The following is a 13,080-nucleotide window of genomic DNA, read 5'->3' on the forward strand; positions in this document are numbered from 1 at the left end:
TGCGATTATTTTTTACGAGAATGTAGCCCGCGCTTCTCAAGCCCACGATAAATCCATTGTTGCTGTGCAATGGTAATCAAGTTTGAGGTTAACCAGTAAAGCACTAAGCCTGATGGGAACCACAAGAAGAAGAACGTAAATGCCACCGGCATAAATGTCATAATCTTCTGTTGCATTGGATCCGCCACAGGTGTTGGCGACATTTTCTGTAATAAGTACATTGAGCCCCCCATTAACAATGGCAGGATGTAATAAGGATCTTGTGCAGATAAGTCTTGAATCCAGCCAAAAAATGGCGCATGGCGCAATTGTACCGCTTCCATAAACATCCAGTAGAGGGCAATGAAAATTGGCATTTGTAACAAGATAGGTAAACAACCACCCAATGGATTGACTTTTTCTTCTTTATATAAACGCATCATTTCTTGGCTCATGCGTTGTTTATCATCGCCAAAACGCTCACGCAATTCTTGAATACGTGGCTGCAACATACGCATTTTCGCCATTGATGTATATTGCGCTTTAGTCAGTGGGTACAAAATCGCTTTCACGATAATAGTCACACAGATAATGGCCAAGCCCCAATTAGACACAATGCTTTGGATAAATTGTAACAATTTGAACAATGGTTTAGAAATAAACCATGCCCAGCCGTAATCCACAGTCAAATCCAAGTGCGGTGCAACGGCTTCCATTTGGTTTTGCAGTTTAGGGCCTGTCCACAATTTGCTCTCAACAGTTTGGCTGCTACCTGCTGGCACAGTCATGGTTGGCGCACGAAAGCCAATAAAGGCAAAGTTTTTATTGGTACTAGTATAAAGTTGATTCTCTTCATGCTGATTGGGAATCCAGGCTGTCGCAAAGTAGTGCTGTAAAATGGCAACCCAACCTTGTTTCGTCGCAATGGAAAGATTGGCTTTTTCCATGTCTTCAAAACTGTATTTTTTATAATTGGTCTCAGCAGATGAGTACGCTCCACCCGTATAAGTAGGCATTGCTAAGTTAGTCGAGTGTTCAATCAACGTGTGCTTAATTTGCGCATACGGCTGAACTTCAATTGGCTCAGCACGGTTATTCGTGATGGTGTAATCAACATCAACAACATAGCTTCCACGCTTGATAATAAAGGTTTTTACCACTTTCACGCCATCTTTTTCTAACACAAGCGGAATACGCAGTTCGTCTTGACCATCAGCTAAAATGAAGTTATCACCGTCAACACTATATTGCGCACGCCCTGCACGGGTATCCACGCCATCTTTACCTACCAAGCCGCTTTGTGCGACATAAACCAAGTTTTTATCATTTTGTAACAACGAGAATGGTTTATCAGAGTTAAGCTCAGCGTTGTATTTCAACAACTCAGAGTCAACAATGTCCCCACCATTGGTGGCAATTTTAAGGCGTAAAACATCACTTTCAACGGTAATCACATTGCCTGTGCTATCTGAATCAACCGCACTTTCTGTTTGACTTGTGCTAACAGGCGTATCACTTTCGGCATCAACCGTGGTGGCTGTTGCACTGGCTGTTGGCGTGTCAGCCTTTGGCGAATGATAATCAATTTGCCATTGTTGATACACCAAGAACGAAAGAAAGACGAGTGCAATAACTAATAAACTACGTTTTGAATTCATTATTTTTCTCTGCGTTGGTTAGAGGTTAACGGTTCACTTTGTTTTTCAGGTACCGGATCGTATCCGCCAGCACTTAAAGGATGACATTTTAATACACGTTTAAGCGTAAGCCAACCACCTTTTAATGCCCCAAAGCGTTTTATGGCATCTAAGCCATATTGCGAACAGGTCGGCGTGAAACGACAACGTGGCCCAAACAACGGACTTATCACTAATCGATAGACTTTAATCACAAAAATTAAGCCTTTTGCGCCAAACGACGATGACGATTGCATAATATATCCAATATGTCTATAAGTTGTGCATTGTCTAGTTCAGCCAGCCCTTTGCGTGCGATCACAATAAAATCCATTGCAGGCAAATTATGCTGATGTAATCGAAAATATTCACGACACACGCGTTTGATACGATTACGCACCACCGCACGCTTAACATGCTTTTTCGCAATCGTTAAACCGAGCCGAGGAAAACCAAGATGATTGGCGCGGGCAATAATGCTAATTTCAGGACGAGACGCTTTGACAGGCTGTTGAAAAACAAATGTGAATTGTTCGGGAGTTAACAGACGTAACTCCCGAGAAAAAGGATACTTAACTCCACTCAAAGTGTGAATTAAGCTGATAGACGTTTACGGCCTTTGGCACGGCGACGCGCTAGCACTTGACGACCGTTTTTTGTTGCCATACGAGCACGGAAACCGTGAGTACGGCTACGTTTTAATACGGATGGTTGAAATGTACGTTTCATAATTAATCTCTACTTATCGGTAAAATCTAAAGTTTTAAAAGTTAAGGCTGATCACCCAAAACAGGTAATCGAAGGTTAGCCCAAAAATAAGGAATCGAATTTTAATCGGAAACGCGTCAATAGTCAAATAAGATTACACAAAAGTGCGGTAATTTTTCCAACCGCACTTTTCACTATGGAAACCGCAGCTACCCCATATTCGCACTACTAAAATGTTTACGTCAAAAATGCAAGTACTTTTTTTGTGTTTTTTTGTGCGTAAAGTAGGGATTTTTAATTTGTAATTGGGTATTATTAACAAATACTGTGCGCAAACATGAAGAAAATGGGGATAACCCCTGATGGAGTGCTAAATGTCGTCTTCTTACCAGAAAGATTTATGGCAAGATTGTCTTTCTCAACTACAAGATAAAGTTTCATCAAATGATTTCAGCACTTGGCTCAAACCGCTACAAGCTGATGTCCAACATGATACGTTGCTATTATATGCGCCGAATAAATTTATTGTGCAATGGGTGCAAGATAAATTTTACAGTCTCATTATTGACATCATCACTGAGCTTACGCAAAGTGCGGTCTGCAAAATTAAATTTGTGTTAGGCAATAAGCCACAAGCCTCTAAACCTAGTAGTGAGCTTCCTCCGCAGCCTATGGTAGCAAGCAAGCCCGTTGAAGAGCAATATCGTTCAGGCTTAAATAGTAAGCAAACTTTTGACAATTTTGTCGAGGGGAAATCTAATCAAATGGCGCGTGCCGTGGCGCAAAAAGTCGCAGACAACCCAGGGGAAGCCAATGCTAATCCACTTTATCTTTACGGCGGAACTGGGCTTGGGAAAACGCATTTATTACACGCTATTGGTAACGAAATTCTTGCCCGCAATCCGCAAGCAAAAGTGGTATATATGCACTCCGAGCGATTTGTGCAAGAAATGGTTAAAGCACTACGCAATGACAAAATGGATCATTTCAAGCGTTTTTACCGCAGCCTTGATGCATTGTTGATCGATGACATTCAGTTTTTCTCAAATAAAGAAGGCTCACAAGAAGAATTTTTCCACACCTTTAATGCCCTATTTGAGCGTAATCATCAAATTATTCTCACCTCAGATCGCTATCCACGCGAAATTGAAAAAATTGAAGATCGGCTTCGCTCACGTTTTGGGTGGGGGTTGAGTATCGCCATTGAACCGCCCGATTTAGAAACGCGAGTGGCAATTTTAATGAAAAAAGCGGAAGAAAGCCGCCTTAGTTTGCCTGAAGAAGTTGCATTTTTTATTGGGCAGAAATTGCGTACCAATGTGCGTGAACTGGAAGGGGCATTAAATCGTGTTGCAGCATACGCCCAATTCACAGGTAAGCCAATTACCATTGATTTTGTCCGCGAAGCCCTAAAAGATATGCTGGCATTACAAGATAAAATGGTCACCATCGAAAATATTCAAAAAACCGTGGCAGAATATTATAAAATCAAAGTGTCTGACCTCACATCCAAGCGCAAATTTCGCTCTATTGCACGCCCACGCCAACTAGCAATGGCATTATGCAAAGAGTTAACCAACCGCAGCTTACCTGAAATCGGGAAGTCATTTGGCGATCGTGATCACACCACCGTATTACATGCGTGTCGGAAGATTGAAGAATTACGCGAAAAAGATAATAATATCCAAGAAGATTTTTCTAATTTAATTCGTACATTGTCTGCCTAAGGGGACACTATGCAATTTTCAATAAGCCGTGAAAATTTGATTAAACCATTACAACAAGTATGTGGCGTGTTAAACTCCCGTCCGCCAACAGCAGTATTGCATAATTTATTGTTGCAAATTGACGGGCAACGTTTAATCATGACGGGCACAGATTTAGAGGTCGAGCTCTCAACCCAATCACAACTACAACATGCCACGCAGGACGGCTTTTGCACCATTCCTGGCAAGAAATTTTTGGATATTTGCCGCAGCTTTCCCGACGACGCGCTCATCGACGTCCATTTTGAAGATGATCGTGCCGTTGTTCAATCTGGACGAAGCCGATTTACACTCTCTACCTTGCCAGCACAAGACTATCCAAGCCTAACCGATTGGCAAGCTGAAGTGGATTTTACAGTCCCTCAAGATACCTTAGTCCGTTTAATTGATGCCACCCAATTTTCAATGGCAAATCAGGATGCGCGTTATTTTTTAAACGGCATGAAATTTGAAACTGAGGGCAATTTACTGCGTACCATTGCAACTGACGGACACCGTCTTGCAGTATGTACCATTGCCTTGGAACAATCATTGCCAAATCATGCAGTGATCGTACCACGCAAAGGCGTATTAGAGCTTAAACGCCTACTCAATGAGCCTGATGATGTAGTGCGTATCCAAATTGGCACAAGTAATATTCGTGTGCAATTTGAACATACGGTATTTACCTCTAAATTGATTGATGGACGGTTCCCTGATTATCGTCGGGTATTACCACGCAATGCAGATCATATTATTGAAGCCGATTGGACGGCATTAAAGCAAGCTTTCACACGTGCTGCAATTTTGTCTAACGAACGAATGCACGGCGTACGCTTAACACTCTCAACCAATCAAATGGCGATTAACTCGAGCAATGCCGAAAAAGATGTGGTTGAAGAAGTTATTGACATTCAATACGATAACGAAGATATGGAAATTAGCTTTAATGTCAACTACTTACTGGATGTGTTAAATGCACTTAAATGCGATAAAGTGCGGTTTCGTTTCAGTGATGCCAATTCTAGCTGCCTACTAGAAGACTGCAACGATAGCTATGCTGAATATGTCATTATGCCAATGCGTTTATAATTATGGCTCTCTCAAGGCTGGTGATTAATCATTTCCGCAATTTACAAGCCGTTGATTTAGAATTAAATCACGGCTTTAACTTTATTGTGGGCAATAATGGCAGCGGCAAAACCAGCCTTTTGGAAGCCATTTATTATCTTGGACACGGTCGTTCATTTAAAAGTGCGGTCAGCCAACGCATTATTCATTATTATCAACCGCACTTTACACTTTTCGCTGATATTCACCAAGCCAACACCCATTGGTCAGTTGGGTTGCAAAAGTATCGGCAAGGGCAAACGCATGTTAAAATCAACGGTGAAGATGGCAATAAAATTGCTGATCTCGCCCAGCTTCTCCCGATTCAGATGATTTCCCCTGAAGGTTTAAGTTTGCTCAGTGATGGTCCAAGTTTTCGACGTGCCTTTTTAGATTGGGGACTATTCCACCAGCATCACCATTTTTTTGCCTTATGGAATCGCCTGCGTCGCCTGCTGCGTCAACGTAACGCTGCCCTTCTTCAGGCAAAATGTTACGCCGATCTCAGTGTATGGGACAACGAACTGATTCCGCTGGCATTGCAAATTAGCCAGTGGCGTGAAAATTATGCACAAACACTTGCTAACAATATTACACAAACGTGTCAACTTTTTTTACCCGAGCTCACTATTCAACAACGGTTTTATTATGGCTGGGATAACACGCACGATTTTGCTGATGTGCTAAAATCTGGTTTTATACGTGATAAACAACTGGGTTACACCTTTGCAGGCCCACAAAAAGCCGATTTACGCCTGAAAGTCAACGGTATTCCACTTGATGATGTACTTTCACGCGGACAATTAAAATTAATGATGTGTGCATTGCGCCTAGCCCAAGGCGAGCATTTAATGCAAAGTAAGCAGCGTCACTGTATTTTTCTCCTAGATGATTTCGCCTCTGAGCTTGATCAAAACAAGCGTGAATTACTTGCTCAACGCCTACAAGCCTGCCAATCACAAGTATTTATCAGTGCAATTCATTTAAATCAACTACAACAAATGCCCATAACACAAAGTGCGGTTTTCACGATAGAAAATGGCAATATTTCACAGCTCCGCTGACCTGATAACGCAATAAAATTCAAGATAGTGCGTGCTAAAAAGCACAAAATTTGCTATCATTTCTAAAATTTTCGCAGACAAAAATGAGCTTAAAAATTATGTCAGAAAACACACATTCAACTGCTTATGATTCCTCTAGCATTAAAGTCTTGAAAGGACTAGACGCTGTACGTAAACGCCCTGGCATGTACATTGGCGATACCGATGATGGCAGCGGCTTGCACCATATGGTTTTTGAGGTGGTGGATAATGCAATCGATGAAGCATTGGCTGGTTTTTGTCGCGATATTATCGTTACTATTCATACCGATAATTCGGTTTCCGTCCAAGATGACGGGCGTGGTATCCCTGTTGGCATTCATCCTGAAGAAGGAGTATCTGCTGCCGAAGTCATTATGACAGTACTGCATGCGGGTGGTAAATTCGATGATAATTCCTATAAAGTCTCTGGCGGATTGCACGGCGTGGGCGTATCTGTTGTCAACGCACTCTCAGACAAATTACAATTAACCATTCGCCGTGAAGGGAAAGTCCACGAGCAATTTTATAGTCTTGGTGTCCCACAAGCACCACTAGCAGTCATCGGTGAAACACAACAAACTGGTACAACAGTACGCTTTTGGCCAAGCCCAGCGACATTTACCAATATTGAATTTGAATATGAACTGCTCGCCAAACGTTTGCGTGAATTGTCATTTTTAAATTCCGGTGTCTCTATTAAATTAATCGACAAACGCAGTGACAAATCAGATCACTTCCACTATGAAGGCGGTATTCGTGCTTTTGTTGAATATTTAAACAAAAATAAAAATCCAATTCATAATCAACCGTTTTATTTCTCTATTGAAAAAGATGACGGCATCGGCGTAGAAGTCGCACTACAATGGAATGACGGCTTCCAAGAAAATCTCTATTGCTTTACCAATAATATTCCACAACGCGACGGCGGGACACACTTAGCAGGTTTTCGTGCCGCATTAACCCGTACGTTGAATAATTATATGGATGCAGAAGGTTTTAGTAAAAAATCCAAAGTCAGTGCCTCGGGTGATGATGCACGCGAAGGACTCGTGGCTGTCATTTCTGTCAAGGTACCTGATCCGAAATTTTCATCACAAACGAAAGATAAGCTAGTATCTTCTGAAGTGAAAGGTGCGGTTGAGTCAGCCATGGGTGAGCGACTGCAAACATACCTATTGGAAAATCCAACAGATGCCAAAATCATTGTAGGCAAAATTATTGATGCCGCACGCGCTCGTGAAGCTGCACGTAAGGCTCGGGAGATGACCCGTCGGAAAGGTGCACTTGATTTAGGTGGTCTTCCTGGTAAGTTAGCTGATTGTCAAGAACGCGACCCCGCACTCTCTGAACTATATATTGTGGAGGGAGATTCTGCAGGCGGCTCAGCAAAACAAGGGCGAAACCGTAAAAATCAGGCCATTCTCCCCCTTAAAGGGAAAATTCTTAACGTTGAAAAAGCCCGCTTTGACAAAATGCTCTCCTCTCAAGAAGTTGCAACACTTATCACCGCACTAGGATGTGGCATCGGGCGTGATGAATATAACCCAGAAAAATTACGCTACCATAAAATCATTATTATGACCGATGCGGATGTGGATGGTGCTCATATTCGTACACTGCTACTGACATTTTTCTATCGTCAAATGCCTGAGCTGATTGAAAAAGGTTATGTGTACATTGCACAGCCACCATTGTATAAGGTGAAAAAAGGTAAGCAAGAACAATATATTAAAGACGATGATGCCATGACAGAATATGAACTCGCGATCGCCCTTGATGGTGCGGGTTTATATGTTGCTGAAGGTGCGCCTGTTATGAATGGCTTAGCTCTGGAAAAACTCATAACTGAATACAATGGTGTACATAAAATGATTGCACGCCTTGCGCGCAATTATCCAACCGCACTTTTAGAAGAGCTCATCTATGCCCCAACACTTGATAACACGCTGCTCACAGATAAAGTGCGGTTACAACACTGGGCTGATAACATACTACAAAATTTACAACGTAAAGACGTGGGTGGAAATCATTATGCGATTAAATTGATGCATAATAGCGAGCGTAACATCAATGAAGTGGTGCTGACTGTTCGCACGCATGGTATCGATACAGACTACCATCTTGACTATCAATTTATCTCAGGTGCAGAATATCATCGTCTAACCGCACTTGGTGAACAATTGCGCGATCTATTACAAGATGATGCTTATGTTACACGCGGGGAGCGCAAACAAGCTGTTAAAAGCTTTGAGCAGGCTGTCGAATGGCTCGTGAAAGAATCACGACGTGGCTTGAGTGTGCAACGCTATAAAGGGCTTGGTGAAATGAATCCCGAACAGCTTTGGGAAACAACGATGGATCCAACTGCACGCCATATGTTACAAGTATCAATCAAAGATGCGGTAGCCGCCGATCAACTCTTCACCACACTCATGGGCGACGAAGTCGAACCTCGCCGCGAGTTCATCGAAAGCAACGCATTAAAAGCGAATGTGGATGTTTAACGATGTCTCAAATGTGGCATATTTCTTTAAATAAAATGATCGCTCTATTAGTGGTGTTGTTTTTTACAACATCACTGATCGGTTCTAAAGGGTACCAATATGCCGCCTCTATTCTGCTTTTGCTCGGTTTTTTTACATTTCCTCGGAATATTAAACAACACATGCAAAATACACAAAGTGCGGTTATTAAACTATTTAGTTTGTCCATCTTATTCTATTTTGGTACGTTTTTTTTCTCTTTGCTTATTCATAACGATAAACTCCGAGAACTTGACGCCGTATCGCGCGCCTTGTTATGTATTCCTCTTGTCTATTTATTGGTTAAATATCAATTAAAACAATCTACCGTTTTCCTGGCAATTATTTCAGGAGCTATTATTGCAGGCATGATTGCTTTTATTGACGCTTTTATATTATCCAAACCCGCAGCATTTAGCGATATGATGCAAATTCAAGGGGGAGGGATCAGCATGAGTCTAGGCGTGTTTTCACTATGTATTGGATTCTATTATTTGCAACAACACAAGCAAAAGATAGCCATAATAAGCTTTTTAGCTTCTATCTTAGGCATTAGTGCAAGCATTTTATCGACATCACGCGGAGCTTGGTTAGGATTACCCATTATTTTACCTATCATTTTTTACTATTATCGGCACTGTATCTCAAAGCGTTTTTATCTGATCACAATCATCTCGTTACTTATTGCAATTATAAGTATGTCACTAATGCCGCAATTCAAATTAGTTGAAAGGCTTGATAGTGCTAAAAATGAAATTCAAATTTATTTTGAACAGGGAAATGGCTCTACCTCAGTAGGTGCTCGCTTCGATATGTGGAAAGGTGCTCTATTCGCTATAAAAGAAAAGCCAATAACGGGCTGGGGAAAAGATGGAGCGAATAAAAAGCGTCAAGAGCAGGCTCAAGCGGGACTTATTAGCGACTATGCAGGACATTTTAACCAACCACACAATCAATATCTTGAAGCGACGATGGTGCGAGGTATAATCGGATTAATTGGTTTATTGGGCATTTTCATTGTCCCACTGATAATTTTCCTAAAAAAGACAAAAAATGCAATTCATACTAATGATATAAAATTAATTAGATTACTTGGCGTTATACACATTCTTGAAGTAATGAGCTATTGCTTGCCTCAGGGATTTTTAGTCCATCAATCGGGTACTTTATTTTATTTTATTACTTTGAGTATACTCGTATCGCTTTTAATTATTCATTTTCCGTCAAACGCTGATAAGCTAAATAATATACAAAACCAAGATATATTAAAAATGCTGACGGCTCAATAAATAAGCAACCGTAAGTTCATATCAAAAAAACCGCACTTTAAAGTGCGGTTTGCTAGTTTACTCCACGACAAAACAGGCAATTTTACTGCCATCTGCATGCGTGCGAAGAGGTGGTTTAGACTCAAAGCACTGCGGCTGTGCTAATCTGCAACGTCCACTGAAAGCACATCCTTTCGGTGGATTAAGTGGGCTTGGTAATTCTCCTTTCAGTTTAATCCGTTCTCTACGCTTTTCAGGAGAAAGCCGCGGTGTTGCGGAAAGTAACGCTTGTGTGTATGGATGGCGAGGATTCGAGAAAATCTGCTCCGCAGTCCCTTGCTCAACACAGCGTCCAAGATACATCACAATCACTTCATCAGCAATATGTTCAACAACCGATAAATCATGGGAAATAAAAATATAAGATAGACCAAGCTCAGTTTGCAAATCCATCATCAAGTTTAAAACTTGTGCACGCACTGATACATCAAGTGCCGAAACTGGTTCATCTGCTACGACAATATCTGGATTGAGCACTAAGCCACGCGCAATCGCAATCCGTTGACGTTGTCCCCCTGAAAACATATGTGGAAAACGATCATAGAACTCAGCACGAAGTCCAACTTTTGCCATAATCTCCAACACGCGTGCTTTCCGCTCTTGCGCAGAAAGGCGAGTATTGATCAATAACGGTTCTTCTAAAATTTTCCCCACTTTTTGTCGTGGATTTAATGACGCATATGGATTTTGGAATACAATTTGAATCTTCTCACGGCGGAGCTTTTTCACTTTGGTATCGTTTACCAAAAAATTTTGCCCATTATAATAAAGCTCACCTTCCGTCGGATTTTCAATCATCGTGAGTAATCGTGCAAGCGTTGATTTACCACAACCCGATTCCCCTACAACGGCAAGCGTTTTACCACGTTCAAGCGAAAACGAGACACCGTCTAATGCTTTCACTAATTTAGGAGGCGAAAATAAGCCTTTTTTTACTGGATAGTATTTTTTTAGATCAACACCTTGCAATAAAGTCGCTTGCTCAGTGGTTTGTGTTAATTGAACATCAGACATGAACCGGCTCTCCTTGCGTATTTAGCGGCGTGAAACATTTAACTCTTCTTTCCCCTATATGACGCATCTCAGGCTCTTTGGCACGACATTCGTCAGTGGCATAAGGACAGCGTGGATTCAATAGACAGCCTTGTGGTCGATCATATTTACCCGGCACAACGCCTGGCAATGAATGCAAACGTGATTTTCCTACCGCAAATTCTGGTAATGACTGTAAAAGTGCCTGAGTATATGGATGCATCGGTTGTGTAAAAATGTCTTTTGCCGTTCCCTCTTCCACGACTTGACCTGCATACATCACCAAAATTCGCTCAGCTGCTTCTGCGACTAATGCAAGATCATGTGTGATAAGCACCAGAGCCATATTCTCTTTTTTCTGTAATTCCAAAAGCAAATCAATAATTTGTGCTTGGATAGTCACATCAAGTGCGGTTGTTGGTTCATCAGCGATCAATAATTTCGGACGACATGCGATCGCCATAGCAATCATTACGCGTTGACTCATGCCCCCAGATAATTGATGAGGATATACTGCTAAGCGAGATTCAGGATCAGGGATACCCACTAACGTTAATAACTCTAATGCTCGCTCTCGTCGGCTTTGCTTTGTTCCTCCCTCATGTACTTTAAGTGCTTCCATAATTTGAAAGCCAACTGTATAAGCAGGATTAAGGCTAGTCATTGGATCTTGGAAAATCATTGCAATTTCTGCCCCGATCAACTCTCGCTTTTTCTCTGGACTAATTGAAAGTAGATCATTATCTACAAAATTCAATGAACGTGCCGACACTCTACCTGGGAAATCAATTAAGCCCATTACGGCTAAAGAACTAACTGATTTCCCCGAGCCTGACTCTCCTACAATACCAAGAACTTCGCCTTGTTTAATGTTATAACTAACACGATCGACTGCCTTAAATGGTGTTTTTTCATCACCAAAATGCACAGATAATTCGTTAACTTCAAGTAATGACATCATACACTCCAATTATTGTTTTAATTTTGGATCAAGTGCATCGCGCAAACCATCACCCATCAAGTTAAACGCTAATACAGTTAACAAAATAGCCAGCCCTGGAAAGGTTACCACCCACCACGCTCGTTGCACAAATTGTAATGCTTCCGCCAACATCGCACCCCACTCTGGTGTCGGAGGCTGTGCACCAATACCTAAAAATCCTAGCGCCGCCATATCTAGAATCGCATTCGAAAAACCAAGTGTAGTTTGCACAATCAAAGGTGCTAAACAATTTGGCAAGATAGTGATAAACATCAAACGTAATGAACTCGCACCAGCTACACGTGAAGCCGTAACATAATCACGATTGATCTCATTCAACACGGAGGCTCGCGTTAAGCGCACATAACTTGGCAAGGACACAAATGCTATGGCAAAAGAGGCGTTAATGAGCGATGGACCTAAGACAGCCACGATCGCAATAGCTAGTAATAAACTTGGCAACGCAAGCATAATATCAATGATGCGCATAATGATGACATCAACGATACCACCAAAATAGCCCGCTATCAGCCCCAAAATCACACCAAAAACCAGCGATAGCCCCACAACCAACAATCCAATGAAAAGCGATAAGCGTGCACCATAAATCAGACGAGAGAGAATATCCCGCCCAACGTCATCAGTACCCAAAATATAGCTCCAATTTCCTCCGTCAAGCCACGCTGGCGGTAGTAATAATGCGTCACGCGCTTGTACAATGGGATCATGTGGTGCGACAACATTAGCAAAGACACTAATAAGAAAAATAAAAACAATATAGCTCAAACCCACTACTGCACCTTTGCTATGGCTAAAGTGTTCCCAAAACTCAGCAATAGGACCTTTAGGTGCTGGTGCGGCTGATTTTGCCTCAATCACATTTTCTGACATAAATTTGTTGCTCACTCCAGAT

Annotated in this window: 12 protein-coding genes; 5 read left to right on the top strand and 7 right to left on the bottom strand. The window is 41.7% G+C overall.

Going from position 1 to position 13,080, the window contains the following annotated elements; all coding sequences use genetic code 11:
* Positions 1 to 5: 5 nt before the first annotated feature.
* From yidC to rpmH, 4 genes are read right to left on the bottom strand one after another with little or no spacing between them, the layout of a single operon-like run.
* The gene (gene yidC / locus HPC40_RS02225; protein WP_208117849.1) at positions 6 to 1,637 is read right to left on the bottom strand and encodes a membrane protein insertase YidC; all 1,632 of its coding nucleotides are present in this window, start codon (positions 1,635 to 1,637) and stop codon (positions 6 to 8) included.
* Positions 1,637 to 1,912, bottom strand: coding sequence for a membrane protein insertion efficiency factor YidD (gene yidD, locus HPC40_RS02230; RefSeq protein ID WP_208117850.1), 276 nt, complete (start codon positions 1,910 to 1,912; stop codon positions 1,637 to 1,639). Before yidD ends, yidC begins: the two co-directional genes overlap by 1 nt.
* Positions 1,876 to 2,241: a ribonuclease P protein component gene (gene rnpA / locus HPC40_RS02235; RefSeq protein ID WP_208117851.1), complete on the bottom strand. Its 366-nt coding sequence runs from the start codon at positions 2,239 to 2,241 to the stop codon at positions 1,876 to 1,878. Before rnpA ends, yidD begins: the two co-directional genes overlap by 37 nt.
* An 8-nt stretch (positions 2,242 to 2,249) precedes the next feature.
* On the bottom strand, positions 2,250 to 2,384 hold the full coding sequence (gene rpmH, locus HPC40_RS02240; RefSeq protein WP_084255372.1) for a 50S ribosomal protein L34: 135 nt from the start codon (positions 2,382 to 2,384) through the stop codon (positions 2,250 to 2,252).
* Positions 2,385 to 2,737: 353 nt separating this feature from the next.
* Between rpmH and dnaA the strand changes: the two genes are divergently transcribed.
* From dnaA to HPC40_RS02265, 5 genes are all read left to right on the top strand, one after another.
* On the top strand, positions 2,738 to 4,090 hold the full coding sequence (gene dnaA, locus HPC40_RS02245) for a chromosomal replication initiator protein DnaA (protein WP_208117852.1): 1,353 nt from the start codon (positions 2,738 to 2,740) through the stop codon (positions 4,088 to 4,090).
* A 9-nt stretch (positions 4,091 to 4,099) separates the two neighbouring features.
* Positions 4,100 to 5,200: a DNA polymerase III subunit beta gene (gene dnaN / locus HPC40_RS02250; RefSeq protein ID WP_208117853.1), complete on the top strand. Its 1,101-nt coding sequence runs from the start codon at positions 4,100 to 4,102 to the stop codon at positions 5,198 to 5,200.
* Between the two features lie 2 nt (positions 5,201 to 5,202).
* Positions 5,203 to 6,282, top strand: a complete 1,080-nt coding sequence (recF, locus tag HPC40_RS02255) for a DNA replication/repair protein RecF (RefSeq protein WP_208117854.1) — start codon at positions 5,203 to 5,205, stop codon at positions 6,280 to 6,282.
* Positions 6,283 to 6,380: 98 nt separating this feature from the next.
* Complete coding sequence (gene gyrB, locus HPC40_RS02260; protein WP_208117855.1) at positions 6,381 to 8,807, top strand: DNA topoisomerase (ATP-hydrolyzing) subunit B; 2,427 nt, start codon at positions 6,381 to 6,383, stop codon at positions 8,805 to 8,807.
* Positions 8,808 to 8,809: 2 nt separating this feature from the next.
* The gene (locus HPC40_RS02265) at positions 8,810 to 10,114 is read left to right on the top strand and encodes an O-antigen ligase family protein (protein WP_208117856.1); all 1,305 of its coding nucleotides are present in this window, start codon (positions 8,810 to 8,812) and stop codon (positions 10,112 to 10,114) included.
* Positions 10,115 to 10,171: 57 nt separating this feature from the next.
* On the opposite strand, the gene HPC40_RS02270 is transcribed toward HPC40_RS02265, so the two are convergent.
* From HPC40_RS02270 to dppC, 3 genes are read right to left on the bottom strand one after another with little or no spacing between them, the layout of a single operon-like run.
* Positions 10,172 to 11,167: a peptide ABC transporter ATP-binding protein gene (locus HPC40_RS02270; RefSeq protein ID WP_208117857.1), complete on the bottom strand. Its 996-nt coding sequence runs from the start codon at positions 11,165 to 11,167 to the stop codon at positions 10,172 to 10,174.
* The gene (gene dppD, locus HPC40_RS02275) at positions 11,160 to 12,143 is read right to left on the bottom strand and encodes a dipeptide ABC transporter ATP-binding protein (RefSeq protein WP_208117892.1); all 984 of its coding nucleotides are present in this window, start codon (positions 12,141 to 12,143) and stop codon (positions 11,160 to 11,162) included. Before dppD ends, HPC40_RS02270 begins: the two co-directional genes overlap by 8 nt.
* Before the next feature lie 12 nt (positions 12,144 to 12,155).
* Positions 12,156 to 13,058, bottom strand: a complete 903-nt coding sequence (gene dppC, locus HPC40_RS02280; RefSeq protein ID WP_208117858.1) for a dipeptide ABC transporter permease DppC — start codon at positions 13,056 to 13,058, stop codon at positions 12,156 to 12,158.
* Between the last annotated feature and the right edge of the window lie 22 nt (positions 13,059 to 13,080).

The organism is Spirabiliibacterium falconis (assembly GCF_014885015.1).
GTDB lineage: Bacteria > Pseudomonadota > Gammaproteobacteria > Enterobacterales > Pasteurellaceae > Spirabiliibacterium > Spirabiliibacterium falconis.